At 29.2% G+C, this 24,427-nt stretch carries 17 protein-coding genes; 16 read left to right on the top strand and 1 reads right to left on the bottom strand.

Annotated features, from left to right (window positions below; all coding sequences use genetic code 11):
- Positions 1-309 precede the first annotated feature (309 nt).
- The 9 genes from MSM_RS06595 to MSM_RS06640 all read left to right on the top strand — a co-directional run bounded on the left by MSM_RS06595 (position 310) and on the right by MSM_RS06640 (position 14,961).
- The gene (locus MSM_RS06595; RefSeq protein ID WP_011954429.1) at positions 310-4,602 is read left to right on the top strand and encodes an Ig-like domain repeat protein; all 4,293 of its coding nucleotides are present in this window, start codon (positions 310-312) and stop codon (positions 4,600-4,602) included.
- Positions 4,603-4,863: 261 nt separating this feature from the next.
- Positions 4,864-5,733, top strand: coding sequence for a glucose-1-phosphate thymidylyltransferase RfbA (rfbA, locus tag MSM_RS06600; protein ID WP_004036237.1), 870 nt, complete (start codon positions 4,864-4,866; stop codon positions 5,731-5,733).
- 1 nt (position 5,734) lies between these two features.
- Positions 5,735-6,292 carry a dTDP-4-dehydrorhamnose 3,5-epimerase gene (gene rfbC, locus MSM_RS06605; RefSeq protein ID WP_011954430.1) on the top strand — a complete coding sequence of 186 codons (558 nt, stop codon included), beginning with the start codon at positions 5,735-5,737 and terminating at the stop codon, positions 6,290-6,292.
- 10 nt (positions 6,293-6,302) lie between these two features.
- Positions 6,303-7,313 carry a dTDP-glucose 4,6-dehydratase gene (gene rfbB / locus MSM_RS06610; protein WP_011954431.1) on the top strand — a complete coding sequence of 337 codons (1,011 nt, stop codon included), beginning with the start codon at positions 6,303-6,305 and terminating at the stop codon, positions 7,311-7,313.
- Between the two features lie 2 nt (positions 7,314-7,315).
- A complete protein-coding gene (locus tag MSM_RS06615) occupies positions 7,316-8,449 on the top strand; it encodes a glycosyltransferase family 2 protein (protein ID WP_011954432.1) in 1,134 nt (377 codons plus the stop codon).
- A complete protein-coding gene (locus tag MSM_RS06620) occupies positions 8,446-9,879 on the top strand; it encodes a glycosyltransferase family 2 protein (RefSeq protein WP_011954433.1) in 1,434 nt (477 codons plus the stop codon). Before MSM_RS06615 ends, MSM_RS06620 begins: the two co-directional genes overlap by 4 nt.
- Before the next feature lie 6 nt (positions 9,880-9,885).
- On the top strand, positions 9,886-11,424 hold the full coding sequence (locus tag MSM_RS06625; RefSeq protein WP_011954434.1) for a glycosyltransferase family 2 protein: 1,539 nt from the start codon (positions 9,886-9,888) through the stop codon (positions 11,422-11,424).
- Positions 11,425-11,428: 4 nt separating this feature from the next.
- Positions 11,429-13,996, top strand: coding sequence for a glycosyltransferase domain-containing protein (locus tag MSM_RS06630; protein ID WP_011954435.1), 2,568 nt, complete (start codon positions 11,429-11,431; stop codon positions 13,994-13,996).
- Between the two features lie 263 nt (positions 13,997-14,259).
- The gene (locus MSM_RS06640) at positions 14,260-14,961 is read left to right on the top strand and encodes an ATP-binding protein (RefSeq protein WP_011954437.1); all 702 of its coding nucleotides are present in this window, start codon (positions 14,260-14,262) and stop codon (positions 14,959-14,961) included.
- A 350-nt stretch (positions 14,962-15,311) separates the two neighbouring features.
- Here MSM_RS06640 and MSM_RS06645 read toward each other — a convergent pair whose 3' ends face one another.
- A complete protein-coding gene (locus MSM_RS06645) occupies positions 15,312-16,421 on the bottom strand; it encodes a glycosyltransferase family 2 protein (RefSeq protein WP_011954438.1) in 1,110 nt (369 codons plus the stop codon).
- Positions 16,422-16,458: 37 nt separating this feature from the next.
- Here MSM_RS06645 and MSM_RS06650 point away from each other — a divergent pair, with 37 nt between their 5' ends.
- The 7 genes from MSM_RS06650 to MSM_RS06680 all read left to right on the top strand — a co-directional run bounded on the left by MSM_RS06650 (position 16,459) and on the right by MSM_RS06680 (position 24,426).
- Positions 16,459-17,997, top strand: a complete 1,539-nt coding sequence (locus MSM_RS06650) for a glycosyltransferase (protein WP_011954439.1) — start codon at positions 16,459-16,461, stop codon at positions 17,995-17,997.
- Between the two features lie 541 nt (positions 17,998-18,538).
- The gene (locus MSM_RS06655) at positions 18,539-18,805 is read left to right on the top strand and encodes a hypothetical protein (RefSeq protein WP_004032596.1); all 267 of its coding nucleotides are present in this window, start codon (positions 18,539-18,541) and stop codon (positions 18,803-18,805) included.
- An 18-nt stretch (positions 18,806-18,823) separates the two neighbouring features.
- Positions 18,824-19,102 carry a hypothetical protein gene (locus tag MSM_RS06660; RefSeq protein WP_011954440.1) on the top strand — a complete coding sequence of 93 codons (279 nt, stop codon included), beginning with the start codon at positions 18,824-18,826 and terminating at the stop codon, positions 19,100-19,102.
- Between the two features lie 148 nt (positions 19,103-19,250).
- Positions 19,251-20,291 (top strand): glycosyltransferase domain-containing protein, encoded by a 1,041-nt coding sequence (locus MSM_RS06665; protein WP_004032594.1) that lies wholly within the window; start codon positions 19,251-19,253, stop codon positions 20,289-20,291.
- On the top strand, positions 20,284-21,885 hold the full coding sequence (locus MSM_RS06670; RefSeq protein ID WP_011954441.1) for a glycosyltransferase family 2 protein: 1,602 nt from the start codon (positions 20,284-20,286) through the stop codon (positions 21,883-21,885). The genes MSM_RS06665 and MSM_RS06670 overlap by 8 nt, the downstream gene beginning before the upstream one ends.
- Positions 21,882-23,390 (top strand): glycosyltransferase, encoded by a 1,509-nt coding sequence (locus tag MSM_RS06675; protein WP_048058633.1) that lies wholly within the window; start codon positions 21,882-21,884, stop codon positions 23,388-23,390. Before MSM_RS06670 ends, MSM_RS06675 begins: the two co-directional genes overlap by 4 nt.
- Positions 23,380-24,426, top strand: a complete 1,047-nt coding sequence (locus MSM_RS06680) for a glycosyltransferase family 2 protein (protein ID WP_011954443.1) — start codon at positions 23,380-23,382, stop codon at positions 24,424-24,426. The genes MSM_RS06675 and MSM_RS06680 overlap by 11 nt, the downstream gene beginning before the upstream one ends.
- Position 24,427: the final 1 nt, after the last annotated feature.

Consider the following 24,427-nt stretch of genomic DNA (forward strand, 5'->3'; position numbering starts at 1 on the left):
ATCAATATTTATTGTTTCATAATCTTTTTCATGTTTTATTCATTTTTTTTTAAAATCATTAAACAAATTTTAAATATAATGTAATTTTGGGTAGTTTATAGCTATATTTATATATTATGTTTGTAGATATTCAATTAGTTAATGTATATTTAATAATTATCCAGTTAAATTATATTTATATTTATATTTTTTGAATCATTGATGGAAATTGTTGATATGTGGATAAGTTATTGATTTACTTAACTAGTTCATTTAATTGGGGGATTTATTATTAAATCAAACTATAAATATATATTAATCGCCTTTTTGGTGTTGATTTGTAGTATTGGTGCAGTTAATGCAACTGATTTAGATGATAATTCTACTGTTGAAGTTTCTTCTGATGTAGATGATAGTATTTCAGTTGATGAGGTACCAATTACTGATGATGTTGAACAAAGTCAGGATGTGGCTAGTACAAATGCTGCTACTTGGGATGAGTTAAAAACAGCTTGTCAAAGTAGTGGTGATAAAGTTATTACATTAACTGGTCAATCTTATAATGCAAATAGTCAAATTGTTTTTGGAAATAGTGCTACTATAGTTGGTAGTTCTGATAGTTATATCACATTATCAAATGGGAATCTTATTCCTTTCTTAAATTCTAATTCTGAACTTTCCATTACTTTTCTTAATGTAAATTTTAAAGACAGTAATTGTGATATGTTAGTTCAATTATGTGGTAATAGTAAACTAGAAAATTGTACATTTGACAATATTACTGTAGGATCTAACCATAAATCTGTGCTTTATAATACTTATGGAAGTATGGAGGTTATTGGTTGTAATTTTACTGATTGTACAAGTTCTTTTGGTGTTATAACAAATTATAATCCAAGTTCTACAACAAATGTTCTTATGAATGTTGAAAATTGTAATTTTATAAACAATGTTGCTACTTATGCTCCAGGTGCAATTAATAATTGTGGTATTTTGAATGTATTAAATTCTAATTTTGTAAGTAATTCTGCTAGATATTGGGCAGGTGCTATTCATACTCATTGTAATGCATATACTAGAATTTTAAATTCTGAGTTTAAGAGTAATACTGCAGGATGGAATGGTGGAGCTTTATACTCTTACAGTAAATTAGAAGTGTATAATTCTACTTTTACAGATAATAATTGTACTACTAATAATGGTGGAGGAGCAATAGGTGCATTTAATTATATCTCCACATATAATGTTACAGTTGAAAATTGTATATTTAAAGATAACAATAATTTATGCGGTGATTTTACTAATGAATCTACAACTTCTTTAGGTCGTGGAGGAGCAATTTCTGTATTAAATGGTGGATATTTAAATGTTCATGATTCTACTTTTGTACATAATGGGGCAGTAATTGGTCAAGCTATTTGTGCATATAATACAAATTATGATAATTCTACTGGAGGAACTCCAAATTTACAAATTTATAATAATGAATTTATAAATCATACAATTACCACAAACGATACTGTATTTATTTCAGAGGGTAATTATACATTTAGAAACAATACCTTTACTAACAGTCCTCAAACTATTGGTACAGATAGCAATATAATTGAAAGCAATAATGTTAATTTATTAAAATCTCTTAAAATTAGATCTATTGTTTTCAATCAACCAATTTCTGATTTTAATACTGTTACTCAAAATCAATGGGCAATGAGTGGATATGATAATCATAATTCTGCTAATGTTCCATATATTGGTGTTACTACAAATCCAAATATTTGGAAAAAGGATGTTGGTGGAGTTGTATCTGGTTTAGTAATTGATGAAGACGGTACTTTTTATTTGATTGCAGGGTCTAATGTCACTGCTTTTGATTCTACTGGTTTTTTAAAATGGAGTAAAAATTTAGGTCAAGTTACAATGCCTGGATTAGCATTAGATAATCGTGGAAATATAATAATACCTGTTAAAGATAATCGTCTTGTAATATTAAATAAAACTACTGGTGCAGATTTGGGCGGAAATATTTTCCAAGCATCTAGTGCATATGCTCCTATGTTGGATGATGATGGAAATATTTATGTTGTAGGTCAATATGAATATGATAATGGTTATGTGCCTATTGTTAAATATTATAACAGCACATCTTATAATCCTAATGGTGGTTATGATTATGTATATAAAAGTTTATTCAATACAGCAGTTAGTACTATTCCAGTTTTAGATAATAATGGAGTTTTATGGGCAGTAAGTGGTACTAATTTAGTTGCTGTTGATGTTAAAACTGGAAATCAAGTTGCTAGTTATTCTGATTGTTATTCTGGTATTCGTCCTATTGTAGGGGAAAATGGTATTGTATATTTTGTTAAAAGTGATAGAAAAGCAGTATATGCAGTATCTGTAAATGGTTATTTATGGAATACATCATTACCTACTTATCAGCTTTTTGGTACAAAATATGAACAGGCTACTGCATTAGGTATTGATAATGAAAAAAATATTTTATATGTTGGAACATCTAGGGCAATTAACAAAATAGATATGACAACTGGTATTCTAACTGTATTCCGCTCAGGTTTTGACATGGTTAATAGTATAATTATTGATGGTAATGGTACATTATATACTACAAAGACTAACCAAGGTTCATTGTGGGCATTTTATTCAAATGGTACACAAGCATGGAGTAAAAATATGGGAGGCTCTTTAAAACTACTTGCAATGGATAAAAATGGTAATATTTATACAAGTTATAATAATTACTTATGTGTTTTATATGCTCAAGGAGTAGACCCTAACATGACAATTGATGCTAAAAATATCTTGGCAAATGAAAACACAGATATTGTAGTAAAATTATTGGACGGAGTATATGGAAATGTTGTATTTACAATAGGTAAGGATACATATACAGTAGCTATTGAAAATGGTTCTGCTAAGTTAAATATTGGAAATTTAAGTGTTGGAAGTTATAATGTGACTGCAAGTTTTGCAGGTAATATTAAATATGCAGCTAGTGAAAATAATGCTTCTTTTATAGTATCTAAAGTACCTACAAATATGAATATTGCCGTAGATAATATTAATGTTGGAGAAGATGCAGTTATTAACATAACTCTTCCTAATGAAATTTCTAATGAATTGGTTAGTGTAACTATTGACGGTAAATCCTATACTGTACTTATCAATAATGGTAAAGGATCTTTAATTTTATCTAATTTAGTAGCTAATTCTTATCCAATTACAGCTAAATATGATGGAAATTACAAATATACTGAAGGTGAAAACAGTACTACTTTAACTGTGGCTAAAATGTCTTCAGCTGTAAATGTCACAGCTAATAATATCAAATTTGGTGAGGAAGCTGTTATTAACATTGCTGTTCCTAATGTATCTTTAGGTGTAGCTACTGTTGTTGTTAATGGTAAGTCTTATAATGTGGCTATTGTTGATGAAAAAGGTGTCTTAAATATTTATAACTTAGCTGCTGGTGATTATAATGTTGATGTAACTTACTTAGGTGATAATAAATACCTTTCAAGTACAAATGCTGCTAATTTCACTGTTTCCAAAGTGTCTGATTATAATATGACTGTTGATATTGCAGATATTGTTAAAGGTGAAAATGCTACAATAACTGTTAGTGTTCCTGAAGACGGAACCGGAAGTGTAATTGTAACAATAAACGGAACAGATTACAAAGGAACAGTTATTAAAGGCATTGCTAAAGTTATTATCCCAGATTTAGATGAAGGAACCTACAAAGTTGTAACATTCTACACTGGAGACAACAAATACGATTCCATGATTGTTAACGGAACTATAACAGTTAATAAAAACACAATAACTACATTAATAATGAATGATGTTGTCAAATACTTCAGAGGTTCTCAAAAACTCACAGCTAAACTTGTTGATGCAATTGGAAATCCAATAGCTAATGCAACTGTTTACTTCACAATAAATGGCAGGGTTTATGCTAAAATCACTGATGAAAACGGTATGGCTTCAATGGGTATCGGATTAGTTCCTAATGAATACAAAGTAAGTGCAGTATTTAACGGAACAAAAGACCATGACAAATCAACAGCTAATGCAACAGTAACTGTTAAAAGCACAATTTTAGGAAATGACACTACATTATACTTCCTTAATGGAACAAAATATGTGGCTAAATTCTTAGACAGTGATGGAAAAGCATTAACAAATACTACTGTTAAATTTAACATTAATGGTGTGTTCTACACTCGCGTAACTGATGAAAACGGTATGGCTAGTTTAAATATTAGACTAAACCCTAAATTATATATCATAACTGCTTACAATCCAGTAACTGGTGAACAAAGAGCTAATGAAGTAACTGTTTTACCAAGAATCATTGCTGAGGATCTCTCCATGAAGTATCTTGACGGCAGTTCATTTAACGCAACACTTGTTGACGGTCAAGGTAAAGCAGTAGCAGGTGTAAACATAACATTTAATGTAAACGGTGTATTCTATCATAAAACAACCGATGCAAACGGTGTAGCTAGATTAAACATCAGATTAATGCCTGGCGATTACATCATAACATCAACATATGACAAATGCTGGGCATCAAATAAAATAACAATTTCAGCTTAAGAAGTTAAAATTCAACTTCTTATCTTTTTCTTTTTTAACCCATCTATATTAAATAAAAAAACTGCTTTTTTTAATTTACTTTAATAATTTCACAGTATCAATTAAAATACTTAAAGAAAAATTATTCTTTTGTCTGTTATTTAGCTATAATTTTAATTATTCGGTAATGAAAATTATTTGAAGAAATTGTCTGATAGGTATTTTAATTAATTAGAAAAAATATATTTTTAAACATTATAAAATTTATTAAAAGGGATATTTATGAAAGGAATTGTACTTGCGGGTGGATCTGGAACCCGTCTTTATCCAATTACAAAAGCAATATCTAAGCAGCTAGTACCTTTATATGATAAACCAATGATTTATTATCCTATTTCTGTATTAATGCTTGCTGGAATTAAAGATATTTTAATAATTTCTACTCCTAGAGACTTGCCAATGTTTAAAGAGCTTTTAGGTGATGGCAGTAGCTTAGGAATTAATTTTAGCTATGAAGTTCAAGAAAAACCTAACGGTCTTGCAGAAGCATTTATTGTTGGGGAAGACTTTATCGGGGATGATGATGTTGCTTTAATTTTAGGAGACAACATTTTCCACGGTCATAGATTCACTGAAATATTGGAAAGAGCTACCAAATTGGAAGAGGGAGCAGTAATATTCGGATATTATACAAATAATCCTGAAGCTTTTGGTGTAGTTGAGTTTGACGATGAATGGAATGTACTTTCAGTTGAAGAAAAACCTGAAAAACCCAAATCCAATTATGTAGTGCCTGGACTTTATTTCTATGACAATGATGTAGTTGAAATAGCCAAGAATGTAAAACCTTCTGAAAGGGGTGAACTTGAAATCACTTCTGTCAATGAAGAATATCTTAACCGTGGCAAACTTAAAGTTGAGCTTCTTGGAAGGGGAATGGCATGGTTGGATACTGGAACTCATACAGGTCTTTTGGAAGCATCTAATTTTATTGAAACAATTCAAAAAAGACAGGGACTCTATATTGCATGTCTTGAGGAAATAGCTTATAATAAAGGTTATATTACTAAAGAAGAGCTTTTAAAAACAGCTGAAGAACTTAAAAAAACAGATTATGGACAATATTTATTTAATTTAGTTAAGGATGATTAATATGGGAAATTTTAAATTTACAAAAACTGATATTGAAGGAATGTTTGTAGTTGAACCTGCAGTCTATGGGGACAATAGAGGATATTTCATGGAAACATATAATGAAAACGATTTCAAGAAGGCAGGTTATGATTTAACTTTTGTACAGGATAATCAGTCACAGTCATTTAAAGGAGTGCTTAGAGGGCTTCACTTACAGTTAAAATATCCTCAGGGAAAATTAGTTAGAGTTATTAAGGGGGAAGTATTTGATGTTGGGGTGGATCTTAGAGCAGATTCCCCAACTTATGGTAAATGGCATGGGGAAATCCTTTCAGCTGAAAATAAAAAACAGTTATACATACCTCCTAAATTTGCTCATGGTTTTGTCGTATTGTCTGATGAAGCTGAATTTGTATACAAATGCACAGAATTTTACCATGGTGAAGATGAAGGGGGAATCATGTGGAATGACCCAGATATAGCTGTTGAATGGCCATTAGAAGGAATTGATGAAATCACTCTGTCTGATAAGGATAAAAAATGGAAAAGCTTAAAGGAATCACAGATTAAGTATTAGGGGCATTATCATGACAAAAATATTAATTACTGGCGGAGCAGGGTTTATTGGAAGTAACTTTGTAAAATATATGGTTGATAAGTATCCTGATTATGAATTTACTAATTTGGATGCATTAACATACTGCGGTAACCTTGAAAACTTAAAGGACATTGAAGATAAGGACAATTACACTTTTGTTAAAGGAGATATTGGGGATAAGGAAGTTGTCAATAATTTAGTTAAAGATTCCGATTATGTTATTAATTTTGCAGCTGAAAGTCATGTGGACAGAAGTATAAGCGATCCGGAAATATTTATCAAATCAAATGTTTTAGGAACTCAGGTACTGCTTAATGCAGCTAAGGAATATGGTGTGGAAAAATATGTGCAAATCTCTACTGATGAGGTTTACGGAACATTGGGAGAAACAGGATATTTTACAGAAACCACTCCTTTACAACCTAACAGTCCTTATTCTGCTTCAAAAGCTAGTGCAGATTTAGTTGTAAGGGCATACTATGAAACATTTAACTTGCCAGTCAATATAACACGCTGTTCCAATAATTACGGTCCTTATCAGTTTCCGGAAAAACTGATTCCTTTAATGATTTCAAATGCTCTTGAAGATAAAAAATTGCCGATTTATGGTGACGGTAAAAACATACGTGACTGGTTACATGTATATGACCACTGTACAGCAATAGATTTGGTTTTACATGATGGAAAACTTGGTGAAGTTTATAATATTGGTGGACATAACGAAAGACAAAATATCCAAATTGTAAAATTGATACTGGAAGCTTTAGGTAAGGACGAATCCTTGATTGAATTTGTAGATGACAGGTTAGGTCATGACAGGCGTTATGCCATTGATTCAACTAAAATTAGGGAAAATCTTGGCTGGGAACCAAAATACACTTTTGAAACAGGTATTAAAGAAACCATTCAATGGTATTTGGATAATCAGGACTGGATGGATCAGGTTAAAAGTGGAGAGTATCAGGAATACTATAAAAAAATGTACTTAAATAAGGTGTAATTTTGCCTCAAATTTCAGTAGTTGTACCGGTTTATAATGTGGAAAAATATCTTAGGGAGTGTTTGGATAGCTTAGCTAATCAGACATTTGAAGATTTTGAAGTAATCTGTGTAAATGACGGATCTGACGATTCTTCACCTGATATTTTAGAGGAATATGCATCTGAAGATGAAAGATTTAAAATAGTTTCTCAGGAAAATAAAGGATTAAGCGGTGCAAGAAATACTGGAATGAATTATATTAAAGGCAGATATCTGCTATTTTTAGATTCTGATGACTGGTTAGAGTTAAATGCTCTTGAATTATTATATAATCATGCAAATGCTTTGAACTCTGAAATGGTGATTTTTCCATACAGATATTTTAATCAGGAAACTAAGCAATATGAGGAAAATGACTTTACAAAATTAAACATGTTTGATTCATCAGTTGATAATAAGAATTTTAACTATAAAAACATCCCTGAAACTGTATTTAGAATTCCTCATGAATCTATTAAATTATATGATGTCAAAACACTAAAGAAACTTGCTGTTAAATTTCCGGAAGGACTTAATTATGAAGATGCCTATTTCTTTTACAAAATCTTTTTTAAATTAAATAAAGTTTCAATTATCAGAACTCCAATTTATAATTACAGAATAAGAAATGATTCAATCTGCACAACAGGCACTGAAAAATCCTTTGATATATTTAAGATTTTAACTTCCATAAAAAATTTCTTAAAAGAAGATGAAATCTATGAAAGTTTTAAGGATGAATTTATTTTATTTACAGTTATTAATCTCAAATTCGTTTATTTAAGATTGGATGAACGATTTAGAGACAGATATCTTGAAAAAATAAAGAAAAATTATGAATTTTTTTCCCTAAATCAGGTTAACAAGAATCATTTAGCTACCTGGCATTTTGATGACAGGGCATTTTATCAGGCAATAGATGTTTCAAACAATGGAATCGAGTTCGAATTAAATTATAAGAAATTGTACTATGAATTTTTAGCTAATCATTATGAAGGTGTAATAGAACAGTTGTGTCATGAAAATCAAGTTTTAGCACAAGAAAACAATGATTTAAAAGAACAGTCAGCTGATACTTCTATTAAAAGTAAATTTAAGAAAATCGTGAAATTATGAGTTATAAATTAAGTGTCATTATTCCTGTTTTCAATGCTGAGGATTATATTAAAGAATGTTTGGATTCTGTTGTTGACCAAAGCTTAGGAATAGACAATATTGAAGTTATAATAGTCAATGATAATTCCTGTGACAGTACGTTAGATATAATCAGCCAATATGCTGATAAATATCCCTCTTTTAAATTAATTTCAAATAAAAGTAATCTGGGCCCCGGTGAAAGCAGAAATATGGCTCTTAAGGAAGTTAGCTCAGATTATGTAACTTACTTGGATGCAGATGATTTTATATCACAAAATGCATATGAAGATGCATTATCTAAAATAAATGAATTTAATGCAGATTTATTGATTTATAATTGGGAAACATACACTGGAAGCGATTATGTTGAACCAATAAATATCCACCAGCAAAACACTTTGGAAAATAAATTAATAACTGATATTAAGCAGAATCCTAAGCTATTTTTATCAACAGCTCCATGGAATAAGATTTATCATAGAAGCTTATTTAAATATCTGAAATTCTCCAAAGGTTTTTATGAAGACAATATTGTAGCTATTTTAGCTTTAATCAATGCTAAAAGGATATTTTTATCAAAAGATTCTATTTATTACTATAGAAAGAATTCCGATTCAACTACTGAAAACATTACAGTTGATAGTTCTATTCATCTTTCAAATTCAATAAAAGAAATATTTGATTTAAGATATGAATATCCGGAGTTTTTAAATTATCTTAAATTGCTTAACATTAATTTTATTTATGATATTCTATTTTGGATTTATTATTACAACTGGACACTGGCTGATGAGCTTAAAATAATTAATAAACTTAAATCAGTTATTATTCCACTTAAAAAAGAAGACATTGACAGATTTAAACAACTTTTCCCAGATAAACTTAGCTATGGAGAGGATATTTTAGATTTGAACAATTATGATGCTGAAACATTTTTAGCCAAATATAAATATTTTAACAGATTAAATAAAGTAAATTCACAGGCTAGCTTATATGTTGATGCAGGAAATGGATTTAATGAATCAGATAAAGTAGCTATTGACTATTCACCTTTAAAAAAGAATAATCTTGAATTCAGCCTGGAAAAATTTGATAATATATCTAAGCTGCGTTTTGACCCTTTGGAAGGCAGTTTTGTTAAGTGTAGGATAACTAATAATTTACCGATAAGTGATGCAAATTGTGATAACTCAGTTGATGATGACTGTCAGATATTTACTAATTTGGATCCATATTATGTTTTGGATGCTGATTTTAGTGATATTTCAAGTATTCAAATTAATTTTGATTTGGAAATCTTAACTAATGATGATATTGCTAATTTATTTAGACAAAAGGACAATATTATAAATGATTTGCAAGTAAAACCTAAAAAAAGGAAATTTAGCTTTTTCAATAAAAAGGAGTAATTTTCAATGTCTGATATTTCATATTCAAAATTTTTAATTAAATCTAAATTCAATCCAAAAAAAGCAAAAAAATACATGGAAAGCTATGATAAGATAATGGAATCAGGATTATTTGATAAAAATTATTATCTTAAAGCGTATCCGCACATTGCTAAATCTGGAATGGATCCTTTGGTTCATTATTTATTTTATGGATATAAGGAAGATAAAAATCCTTCTGCTCAGTTTAATTTAAAAAGATATTTGGAAGAATATCCGGAAATTAAAAAAATGGGATTAAATCCTTTAGTTCACTATATTGACAATGATCATGAAGGTTTTACTTTGGAAGAAAATCCTTTTGTGGCACGCAGAAAGAAAATATTGGATACCAACTCTTTATTTTTAGCTGATTATAGCTTTGATAGCGAACCTTTAGTTTCAATTATAATTTTAAACAGAAACGGTTTAGGACATTTGCAAAGATTATTTGCAGATTTTGATAAGAAAACAAATTATTCAAACTATGAAATTATTGTAGTTGATAATGCGTCCTGTGATAAGTCTGTTGAGTATTTGCACTCTTTGGATTTGCCAATTAGAGTTATTGAAAACAGTGAAAATGTCAGCTTTTCAAAAGGAAACAATGATGCAGCTAAAATAGCTAATGGGGAGTATTTGATTTTATTGAATAATGATATTGAACCGACATACGGATGGCTTAATGAAATGGTTGGAACCGTCTTAAATAATGAAAATGTAGGTTCTGTTGGAGCCAAATTAATATTTCCTTACTATGAAGATATGGAAAGCCAGGGAAAATCATTTTCAATTCAGCATGCAGGAGTAAAATTTAGAGAAGAAAGAACACCTTATATTTATGGGCCATATCATGAGCATATGTATTTAACAATGCTTTTTTCAGATGAGTTAAATCATCAAAAAGAAGTGATTTCAAATACTGCCGCATGTTTATTGGTTCCAAAAGAAGTTTATTTTGAATTGGACGGGCTGGATGAACAGTATATTTATGGATATGAAGACATTGACTTTGCATTTAAGTTATACAAGGCAGGATATAAAACAATCTACAATCCTGCAGTGTTACTCTTCCATCATGAATCAGCAACAAGACATGAAGATGATGACAGGAAAAATCAGCTGAATTATCACAATATAATGCACTTTGCTGATAAGTGGGGAGACTTCATTTTTAAGGAAATTTTAAAGGATAAAATTGAGGCAAATAACTTTTTCACAAATAAAAAACTGGATTTCACGATTGTAGGTAAAAATAATGATTTAGTAAAAAAAGCAGTTTTTAAATTAAACAGTGAGGGTTATAATGTTAAACTTGTTCCCAATATTGGTGATTTGGACATCGGCCAGGACTGTGATATTTTAATATCAACTGAAAAGGAATATGATATTAAAAATGTAAGCTCAAGACTTAATTTAATAAAAATTTTAATATCTGATGAAGATAATGATGGTTATGACATGGTTTTAAGTGAAAATGACTTTGAATTTAATCTTTTAGATAAAATTAAAGAAAAATATTTGTGATACTATGAGTTATGAGGAAATTTATGAAACATATCAGGAAGTTGCAAAGGAGCATATCAACAGGGATTTATTTAATCATTCCTCAGAAGATGCGGCTGAAACAATTGAAGATATTAAAAATAATAAAATAGCTATTTATACAGCTTTCACAGGTGATTATGATACTCTAAAAGAACCTGAAGTAATTGATGAAAACTGTGATTACATATGTTTTACAGATAACCCTAATTTGGAGTCTGACACTTGGAAAATTATTCAAATGGAAGAAACTACCTTAGACAATAATAGGAAAGCCAAACAATATAAATTACTTCCTCATAAATATTTAAAAGATTACAAATACAGTTTTTGGCTGGATGGGACATTTAGAATAAAAGGAAGCATCAGGGAATATATCTACAAAAACATCAGGGCTTCCTCTCCAATGCTTTGTGTAGTTCACACAGAAAGGGACTGTGTTTACGAGGAATACGAAGCTTCTAAAATAATTCCAAGATATCCTCGTGCTGTAATGGAAGAACAGATTAATTATTATAAAAGTCAGGGGTTCCCGGAAAAATACGGATTGGGAGTAATGGGAGCTATTTTCAGAAAACACAATGATTCCTTAGTTATTAAAGTCATGGAAGATTGGTGGAATGAAAATATCAGGTTTACAAATCAGGACCAGCTTAGTTTTGCATATGTATGTTGGAAAAATGATTTCCATCCGTCAGTTAGTTTAATTTATTACTGGGACAATGAATACTGGGCCAAAGACAAGGGCAATTACCACCATAAGGTAGTGTTTTCAATGCCTATAACCAGTGATAACCTGAGAGCTAAAATAGGAACTCAGGTAGAAAATATGGACATTGGGGATACAATCGAGCTTTCAAAAGAAGAAATGTATCTTTTAATTAATGATGTAAAAGGAATGGCAGGTTATAGAATAGATACTGCAGGCAGAGTGGGATACCTGCAAAATGAATATAATACCTTTTTAAATTCCAATTCATTAAAGCTTACAAAACCGTTAAGAGTAGCTGGAGATGTAGCTAGAAAAGTTAAGAATAACCATTTCTTAAAATTCGCCAAACATAAAAATGCAGAAGAAAACATTAATATTTATGATACTATAAAACATTTTGGCATTTTTGACGAGGCAGAATACAAAAAATTGCATGGGGAGGTTGGAGATGCTGTTTTACATTTTATAGAAGAAGGTTCAAAAACAGACAGCATTGATGATAAATTAAAATATATCAATTCAATATTTGATTTATATTATTATATCAGCTCAAACAATCTTTCAGCTGATGAAGACCCTCTTATTCATTATATAACTAAAGGTTTTGATAAAAAATTAGCTATTAATAGAAATTATCCTCATTTTGTCGAGTATTTGCATGGAAATTTACATGAGCAGTTAGATGCTTTTGTCACTAAAAGAATAAAAGAAAAACTGGCTGATGAGAGTTATATTTCAGATTCAAAAATTTTAATTGATTATATTCATACAAATCATGAATTTAAAACAGATACAATTAAAGTGGGAGTATTTTTAGAGGATAATTTTGATAATATGAATGCATGTCCATTTATAAGGATTCATTCATTGTTTAAAGAGTTAAGCAAAAGCGGAGACTATCATTTCTTTGTTTATGGTCAGGAAATTCTACCTTTAATTGATGTGAATCAAATAATCAAATCAAAAATCTTTGATGTAATTGTAATTCAAAGAGTAAATCCGTTTTCCACTAAACTAGCTAAAAAAGCTAAACAGCATGGAATTAAATTGGTTTATGAAACTGATGATGACTTTTTGGATATGAATTCGTCCAATCCCTCATTTAACTATATTCAGGGTAATTTGGCAAATATTAAAAAGCTGGTTTCTGCAGCTGATGAAATAGTTGTAAGTACTTCAGAGCTTAAAAGACGTTTCGATAACCTGAATTTGTCCAGCAATGTAACAATCATTAGAAATTACTACTTGGATAATGTATTGCCATTAAAAGAATTTTCATATAGTGGCAATCAGTATGTAAAAATAGGTTACTTTGGAACAATGACTCATAATAATGATTTGGAGCTTATTCATAATGTTATATTAAGATTAAAAGATATTTTCTCTAAAAAAGGTATTCAGGTTGATTTGGAAGTCATTGGAGCATCTATTGATGAAAATGTAGACTGGTTCAATGTTAAAAAAATGCCGTATTATCCAATGTCAATGGCTACATTTATGAAGTGGATATCTGTCAGGGCGAACTGGGATATTGGAATAATTCCATTAGTTAACACAGAATTCAATAAATGCAAAAGTGAGTTAAAATACATTGAATTTACAGCTCTTGGAGTTCCGATAGTAGCTAGTGATGTTGATGCATATAAAGGTACTGTTGAAGAAGGAGTAACTGGATTTTTAGCCAATAGTGAAGATGAGTGGGTAAATAAATTATCTATGTTGATTGAAAATCCGAAACTTAGACATGGAATATTAAACAATGCACGTGATGATATTTTGAAAAACTATGATTTAAGATCCCGTGCAAAACAGTGGGATGAAATTTTTAAGAGGGTGTCCTGATAAAAAAGTTTTTTATTAATGGAAAATTGATATTATTTCGTAAATTGTTTTAATTTCTTAAATAAAAGTTATATACTAATAAAATTTATAATGGAGGTAATAAATTTAATGTACTTGTTAAAGATAGGGATACATATAAGTTTACTACTGCAGGTGCATTATTTTTTACAGAGAATCCTAATAAATTTGATGGAATAGATGTAGGGGTTAAGCTTGCTCGTTTTGATGGAACTGATAAAACGATATTCATTGATAAAGCTACTTTGAATGGTTCTTTATTAAAAATATTAAATGAAATTGAATCTTTTTTTAAAAGAAACACTAGATATGCTACAAAAATTATCGGTTTTGAAAGGTATGATATACCGGAATATCCATACGATGCTGTAAGAGAAGCAATTATTAATGCAATTGCTCATAGGGATTATGAAATTAAGGGAACTGATGTAACATTTTTTATTTATGATGATAGAATTGAAATTATTAGTCCGGGGAATTTAAAGTTTCCATTAACCTTGAATAATCTAGAGGATGGTAATTCTGTTAGGAGAAATGAAATAATCTGTAATTTGTTTCATCATACAAAGTATATGGAGCAATATGGAACTGGAATTGAAAGAATTAAGACAAAAATGATTGAACATGGCCTGCCTGCACCTAAATTTGAATTGAATGGAAATTTTTTTAAAGTAATATTATATGGGCCTGGAGAAAATATTCTTAAATTACAAGATTCAGTTCATGCTAATAAAATAGATCTTAAAAAATATGATTTAAATGATAGACAATATAAACTTTTAGAAATACTTTCTCAAAATAATGAAAATATTACAAATAAAGAATATAGAGAATTATTTGAAGTATCAAGATCCACAGCAGCAAGAGATTTAAGAAGATTGGTTGAATTAAATTTGATTCAAAAATATGAGATCAGTGGCAAAGAAGTTATTTATTCAATTAAATAATTCTTAGGAATGATATGTTGATTAAAGTAAAATGTTTGTTTATTATTTTTAAGTTTCTTTAAGTATCTGTAACATGATACACTCATGACACACTTAAATATTTTTTTTAAGTTTTATTATATTTGAATGGAGCTTTTATTATTGTGTGTTGTGTTGTGTTTTTTATTATTTTTTTGAAGTTTTCTTTCAGTATTTGTGTGTGTCCTATGCATGACACACTTAAATATTTTTTTTAAGTTTTATTATATTTGAATGGAGCTTTTATTATTGTGTGTTGTGTTGTGTTTTTTATTATTTTTTTGAAGTTTTCTTTTAGTATTTCACTTTGATGAATCATGACACACTAAAATTCAAATCTTTTTTTTCAATCTCTGTTTTATATTTTTAGTTTTATACTTAAACCAGCCTTTTGTAGTTTGCAGATTAGCTATCTGCTGGGTTTTATGAGCCAATTCAACTTCCAGCTGATGGATTCTATTTCTAAATAGCTGATAATCACCCATGAGACTGTAGGCTTCATCCAGATTTCTGGCTCTTATCTGGGTTATTATACTTTTAATTGCATTATTTTCAGGAGTCGGATTAACATCACCCATTTCGTCAAATAATTTAAGTGACTTATTTACCAGCTCCTTTTTATCTTCAAAGTCAATTGTTTCACTTAGAGCCACATCACTAATCCAGCAGCTTAAATGCTGGTTAAAAATAGTGTCGTAATATTTGCATGCATTGTTTTTCTTAAGTACATCTACTGTATTATTATATCCTTCAATTAATCCATCTAAATAATGCATTCCTTTAGATAAACTTGTTGAGCTGTTATCACCAGTTCTTAATCTGAAATTATAAACAATATCATTTATAAAGACTATTTTTGAGGCATTCACAAAAGCATCAATCATAAAAGTTAAATCTTCGGCAAAAACTCCTTCCGGAAAAGTTATTTCATTTTTATTAAGGAAATCTTTTGGAAATATCATTCTCCATATATTATTTATTGAAAAAAAGCGTAAATCTTCATCAATTGAATTTAAAACAACATCATGTGTAATCCAGTCTTCAGGAACTATTTTTTGCTCTCCAAATGTTTGGAATTTTCCGATAGCTACATCACATGAATTTTCAGTAACTGCATTGTATAACTTTTCAACACTTTCGGGCAGGTAATTGTCGTCATGATCAATAAACATTATATATTCTGCTGTAGAATTGGCTATTCCTATGTTTCTGGCTCTTCCTGGTGTTCCTGTTTTTTTACCTGATTCGAAGGTTTTTATATTTTCATATTTTTCACAATAGTGGTTTATTAACTCCTGTGTGTTGTCAGTAGAGTAATCATCAACAATAATCAGTTCTATATTTTCAAATCCGATGCTCTGGTTCATAATTGAAGCTATTGTTGAATCTAAAAATTCTACACTATTGTATGTTGGAATAATAACAGTGACTTTATAAGACATAAATTTATTTTTATGTTAAGGTATTATATAATATATTATGAATTTGTCTAAATCAATTAAAAGCAATCCTTTGGCTTACATAGCCATGAAATCAAAAGCCAATCCTAAAAAGATTTCAATGTATAAAAAAATTTATTCAAGGATTAAAAATTTGGAATTAATTGATAAAGACAAATATTTGGCTATTCATGATGACTGCAAAACTCAGGATATGGATGTTAACCTTCATTATCTCTATTATGGAGTTAAAGATGATTTGGCTACTCAGCAGTCATATATCACAGATGTATTTAACCTTGAATTTTATAAAAACAGATATAGTGTTGAAAATCCTGTTTTTGATTATGTTTTAGAAGGATTTTTTAAAAACAATCAAATCAATGTTTTTGACAGTAGGTATGTCAATACACTTGAAACTCCTATCTTCAATCAGTATTATGGGGGTCAAAATGATAAACTGCTTTCGGAAGTTAAAGATAATTGCTATATAACTGATAAGCGAACTTTAATTCCATATATTCAGCTTGAAAAACCTATATATTCAGATAAAATTAGAATTGGTGTTTTTACAAATGATCCTTTTGAAAATTTGGCCCCATGTCCATATATCCGACTTCATGCCCCATTTAATCAGCTAAGCAAATCTGATAAATACACCTTTTTCATGTATGGTATGGATAGCTATGTTATGATGGATATAGACAATATTTTAAGGTCTAAGCTATTTGATATTGTTGTTGTCCAAAGAATTTTGCCGTTTTTGGATTTGTTACTGGCCAGATGCAAAAAGCATGGTATTAAAGTTGTTTATGAAACTGATGATGATTTGTTGGGTGTTGAAAAAAACAGTCCTTCTTTTGAATATGTTGACAGTGTCAGAAGTCAAATAACTAATTTCATTGATAATGCAGATGCAGTAACTGTTACCACTCCTAATTTAGCTTCCAAATTTGATTCAGATAAGACTATGATAATACATAATTATTATGTAAATACTGTTTTTGATGTTAAAAAAGATATTAAAAGAGGTGGTAAATTAAAGTTAGGGTATTATGGAACATTAACTCATTCTAAAGATTTGTTTTTAATTAAAGATGTTATTTTAAAGCTTAAAGAAAAATATGATTTTGATTTTGAGGTAATCGGAGGCTTTAATGCAGAGGATAATGTATGTGAAGACTGGTATGATGCTGTTGAGCTTCCTTCAAATAATATGTGTTTTGAGGTATTTATGCCATGGCTTTCAAAAGTGGCTAATTGGGATGTTGCATTAGTTCCTTTGGAGAATTCAAAATTTAATTTGGGAAAAAGTGAATTAAAATATATTGAATTGGCAGTATTGGGGATTCCAGGCGTTTATAGTGATATGCCTGTTTATAATGGTGTGGTTAAAGATGGTATCAATGGTTTATTAGCGAAGGATACTGAAGAATGGGTTTTAAAAATTGAAAAATTGCTTTTGGATTTGTCTTTAAGAGAAAATATTCGTAAAAACGCTCTGGAGGATGTTTTAAAAAATTATTCTTTAGATGATGTTGTAAGTATGTGGGATGAACTATTTTCAAAATTGATTTAAGTTTATTTAATATTTTATAAACTTTACTTGATTTTTCTTAAAAATTATTATAATAAATGATTTAGCTACTTATTTTGGACATTATTTCCATAGTATAAAGTGTTTTTATATAGTTCTTTGTTTAATATATGTTAAACTGTATATTGTTGTTGTATATTTGCTTGCTAACTGTTTTAAACAATAAGGTTAATTTAGTTTTATGTAAAATTTAATTTTATTTAGTTTCTATTTTCCCACAGTTTCGGATGTTTTAGTTGTTGCAGTATTTATTTAAGTATTAATAATTGTTATAGCATTTATTATTTCAATAATTTAATTAAAATTCTTAATTAAATTATAATAAAAAGTATAATATTTTATTTCATTTTTAAAGCTTTTTCAGTTTCATATATTATTTTTAAATATATTAAAAAAATTAATTACTATATTTATACCATAATTTTATATACAATTAATTTTAAAGTTGATTAGTGTGGATTTTTTTATTATTGAATGTTATTCATAATGAAAAAATTTACATATATGGAATATGGTGATTTGAATGTTAGAAGAGTATATACCTTTTATAGGTTTATTAATTTTCGGTAATATTGAAAACTTAGTATTATCTTCACAAGGTGTGGTTGCCGGAGCAAATATTTTAAAATTAAGTATTTACAGTATTATTTGTGTTCTTATTTGGCTTATTGTAGGAACTGTAGGGGCTACTGTTGCTGCACAATATGCTAGTTTCATTGATTTTGTTGGCGGTCTTGCTATCTTTATATTAGGTCTTCAAGCAATGTATGAATCCATTGCAAATAAATAGTTAATAGGGGATTAAAATATGGCAAATGAATTTAAACAATTTATGGGATTATTAATTTTTGGTAATATTGAAAATTTAATATTGTCTGCACAAGGTGCAACAGCACATGTTGACCCATTCATATTAGGTGGGTTAAGTTTAATTTGTGTAGTTTGCTGGCTTTTAATAGGTACTTTTGGTACTAAATTCGCTATTAAATATGCTAGACACATTAACTTTATTGGCGGCCTTGCTATCTTCATTTTAGGTATTCAATCTATGATTGGAGCAATTCCAGGTATGTTAAAATTTTTTTAAGCATTTTTAATTTTTAGTTTGAAAAAGTTTTTAATCATTAAGTGTCTTAAAAACTTTTTTAAGCTATTATCTTTTTTTAGATATATTTAATTAATATTAAAATGAAAATTATTATCAGTTATTTTAATAAATTGTTTTGCTGATTTTTATGACTGAGAATAATGTTGACCCTTATGAAGTAGTTAAAAAGAGATATGAATCAACAGTAGACAGCTTTGTTTTAAGTGATTTATTCCAACCTACTTTAGAAAGCAATCAGGAATTAATTGATGATGTTAAAGATAACAGATTAGTTATTTACACAGCGTTTACAGGAAATTATGATGAATTGAAAGAACCTGAGTTTATTGATGAAAATTGTGATTATGTATGCTTTACAGAAAATCCTGATTTGGAATCTGACACATGGGAAATAGTTCAAATGGAAAAGTCAACATTGGATGATAACAGAAAAGCAAAACAATACAGGTTATTTACAGATAAATACTTCCCAGAGTATAAATACAGTTTTTGGTTAGATGGAACTTTTAAAATCGTTGGAAGTATCAGGGAGTACATTTACAAGTATGCAAAATCTAAAATGCTTGTTGTTGTTCATCCGGAAAGAGACTGTATTTATGACGAGGCAGTAATGTCAATGCCGTTTCCAAGATATTCAAATTACACCATGACCAAACAGGTTGAAAAGTACCGTTCTGAAGGAATGCCTGAACATTACGGTCTTCCAGCTACTGGTGCATTATTTAGGGCACATAACGATCCTGAAATTATTTCAATCATGAGGCAATGGTGGAGGGAAGTTGTAAACTACACTAATCAGGACCAGTTAAGTCTGCCTTATGTCATGTGGAAAAATAATTTTCACCCGTCAGTTTCGGATGTTTATTATTGGGTTAATGAATACTGGTCTAAAGAAGGAAGTTATCAACATAATTTTGAAATTGAAGATTATATAACTAGCAGAAATTTAATTGAATCTTTGGAGGGTAATATTAAAGATAAAAACACTTTAACTAAAGAGGAAATCAATTTGCTATTCAATGATATTGATGCACTTAGGGATGAAGCTAATGCATTAAACATAGCTCGTGATCATTGGGATAGACAGATTAGGGGAGTTAGAAATTCAACTTCTTGGAAATTAACTAGTAAGTTACGTAATATGCGAAATAGGGGAAACAATGACTAAACATTTGATTAATTTCTTGATTAAATCCAATTTTGATTTTAGAAAAGCCATGAAAAATTATAAATATTATGGGGCTATTGAAGAATCCGGGCTTTTTGATGAAAAGTTTTACTCTAAAACTTATGATGATGTTAAGGGGGACGGTTTAACTCATTATCTGGTTAAAGGATACTTGGAAGGAAGGCTTCCGAGTCTGGATTTTGACCCCGACTTTTATAATAATAATTATCCTGATGTTCACAGGGCTCAGTTAAATCCTTTACTTCATTATATTGCTCATGGAAAAGATGAAGGCAAAATATTTCAATATGCATATTCTGTTAGGAGAAAAGAGGAAATTTGCGAAACAAATTCAGTATTCTTAACTAATTATGAATTTGACACAGAACCTCTGGTTTCTATTATCATACTGACAAGAAATGGTTTAGGTCACCTTAAAAGATTATTTAAAGATTTTGATAAGAAAACCAATTATTCAAATTATGAAATTATTGTTGTGGATAACGCCTCAGCAGATGAATCTGTCAGCTATTTGAAAAATCTGGATTTGCCAATTAGAATAATTGAAAATGAGGAAAATGTCAGCTTTTCAAAAGGAAACAATGATGCAGCCAAAATAGCCAACGGGGAATATATATTACTTTTAAACAATGATATTGAACCTACTTACGGATGGCTTAATGAAATGGTGGGAGCTATTGTTAATGATGAGGATGCAGCGTCTGTAGGTGCGAAATTGGTTTTTCCATTTTATGAAAACAACAGGAAAAAGTCATTTAGAATTCAGCATAGTGGTGACATCTTTGCAGAAAGGATGTATCCTTGCTGTTTATATGCAATCAATAAAAGTAATGACCATTTAGACATTTTTGACTCTTCACTTACAAAGAATGCCCAATGTGTTGCAGTTACAGGAGCTGTTGACCTAATTGATAAAAAAGTCTATGATGAGCTTGGGGGTCTTGACGAAGATTATATTTACGGCCTTGAAGATGTTGATTTTTCATTAAAATTACATAAAAAGGGTTATAAAACCATTTTAGCTTCCAATGCTTTACTTTTCCATCATGAATCAAGTACAAGGGTTAAATCCAAAGATTATGAAGATAATGATAAACATAATTACAAAGTATTTTGGTCTAAATGGGGAAATTATCTTTCTAAAAATATGCTTTTAGATAAAATACATGATAACAAATTTTTCACTCAAAAGAAACTTAAAATTACAATAGTTGATGAAAATTATCATGATAATTTTGAATTTTTATCTAAAATTTCCAAAGGCTTCAATGAATTGGGTTTTACAGTTGAGCTGATTTCGGATCTGGAAAACATGTATATTGGAAACTCTTCAGATATTTTGCTTTGTCTATCTGAGGATTATGATTTGGAAAATATGGTGGCCAGGGATGATATTGTCAGGGTATTTATTTCACAAAACAGTAAAGATAATCCCAAAGGTTATGATATTGTAGTATCTGATGAAAATAAGACTTTTGATTCCAAATATAATTTTGCAATTAAAGATAATTTTGTTAAAGAATTTTTGGAGAATTTGGAAGATATTTTAATAAAAAGTGACGGATTTTTATGAGTTTTAAGAATAGGTTAATGAGTAAAATTCCAGCTAGCTATATTTTACATAAATCATCCAATAAAACAGAGGCTAAGTTAATTGTTAAAGGATATAATGCGATTCGTAAAAATAACTTGTTTGATGATGAATTTTACTTAAATAAATATCCTAAAGTTAAAGCTTCAGGAATGGATCCTCTCCTTCATTATATTTTCTTCGGATTCAATGAGGGAAAAAAGCCAAATAAGGATTTTGATGGGGTATTTTATAAATATCACTATGATGATGTGGAGATTAATCCTTTAATTCACTATGCATTATATGGAATTGATGAAAACCGCCAGATTAAAGTAGCCAATGAAGATTTGGCCAATTTCAATGATTTAAATAAAACTAATATATTATTTGTTCTACATGAAAAAATAGGAACTATTGGAGGCACAGGCTTTACCAATCTGGATATTATAAACAGCTTGGATAAAAGATTTGGGGCATTTATTTTAACTTCTGATGGGGAAGATGTTGAGCTGTGGAAATTCACATCTTCTTTAGAAAAAATAGCTAATTTTAACTGTCATCCTAAAAAATATGAATTTTTAGACAATAGGTTAGCTGGTATTTACGAAGAAATCCTATCAAAATTAGATATTAAAATTATTCATATTAATCATTTAATTAACCATACTTTTGATCTAGCCGAAATAGCAAATAAAAAAAGAATTCCTTATATTGTAAGTATACATGATTTTTATTATATCTGTCCATCAATTCATTTAATCAATGAAAATTACAGTTATTGCGAGTTCAAATGTAAAACTTGCAAATTTGAAACTATTTTAAAGGATTGGCAAAAATACGGTTTTAAATTACTTGAAAATGCTTATTTAAATATTGTACCGTCTGATTCAGTAATTGAAATCTATAAATCGGTTTATCCGGATTTAAATAATTTTAAATTAATCAAACATGGGCGAGATATTGAAAAATCAAATATTGAACCTGAATTATCTAAAAATCCAATTAAAATAGCTATTCCTGGCCATATCTCACAGCATAAGGGATCTTTATTGATTAAAAAAATAAAAAATTTAGATAAGGACAATGCACTGGAACTGCACTTTATGGGAACTGCAATTCCAAATTTAAATAAATATGGGATAAATCATGGAAGGTATAAAAGGGGAGATTTTAATAAAGTAATAGCTGAAATCAATCCTTCATTTATAGCTATTTTATCAACATGTCCTGAAACATTCTCACATACATTAACCGAAAGCTGGAAATCAGGGATTCCAGTAATAGCTACAAACATTGGAGCACTAAAGGAAAGAGTTAATAAGACTGGTGGAGGATGGTTAGTGGATTATAAGAATCCGCAAAAAATATATGATAAGATTCTAAGTATTGATGAAACAGATTATCTGGAAAAAGTAGAAAATATATCCAAAATCAATTTTAAAAGCCTTAAAGAAATGACTGATGAATACAATAAGATATATGGGGAAATGTCTGATGAATTATAAAATATCTGTAATAGTAGCTACTTACAACTCTGGCGATTTTTTAAATGAGTTTTTAGACTCAATTAAATCTCAGAGTTTGGGCTTTGAGGATATTGAGGTTATTTTTGTTGATGATGCTTCAACTGATGATTATACTTTGGATTTATTGAATAATTTCAATGAAAGCTACCCGAATGTTTCAGTTATTTTTTTAGATGAGAATTCAGGTTTTCCAGGAACTGGTAGGAACAGGGGTTTGGATTTGGCTGGCGGTGAGTATGTTATATTTGCTGATCATGATGACAGCTATGTGGAAAACGCTTTTGAAGTAATGTATGATAAAATAAATGAAAATGATATGCTGATATCTAATTTTAACCAGGTATTCGATGATAAAGTAGTTAAATTCAAATCATTATACAAAGACACTCCGACAGTCTGCGTTAAAAACATTGATGAGGATAGAAATCTTTTAAGAATTCCTGCAGCTATATGGACAAGATTATTCAGAAAGGATTTCCTGGTTGAAAATAATATCCGATTTTTAGAGAGGATGCTTTGTGAAGATGTTTATGTAGCCACTTTAGGTTGTTTAAAAGCAGAGGGAATAATTTATCTCAATGATTTCTATAGCTACAACTACAAAATCAGGGATTCTGAAGGAAACAGATCAACAATTCATATTAGAAACAGAAAATACATTGAAGCAATGTTGGACGGATATTATGAAATAGCTAAAATGCTTGAAAAGGAAAATAAAACAGGTTATGGAAAGGAAATATTTAGACAACATTTAACATCATGGTTATATACAATTGTATTAAGTAAATTAGATTATAATGATAAAAAAGAATTATTTGAAAAATCATATGACATTTTTAAAATGTATTATACACAAGATTTATACTTTAAAAAAAGGTATAATAACCTTGTTGACAATATTTTAAGTAAGGACTTTGATAAGGCTGTTGTTGAAGCAAATAAATTAGAAAAAACTCAAGAAAATATGAATGACAGAAGTTTTCTTTCAAGGTTAAAACGTAAATTGGGAAGATAAA

The organism is Methanobrevibacter smithii ATCC 35061 (genome assembly GCF_000016525.1).
GTDB lineage: Archaea > Methanobacteriota > Methanobacteria > Methanobacteriales > Methanobacteriaceae > Methanocatella > Methanocatella smithii.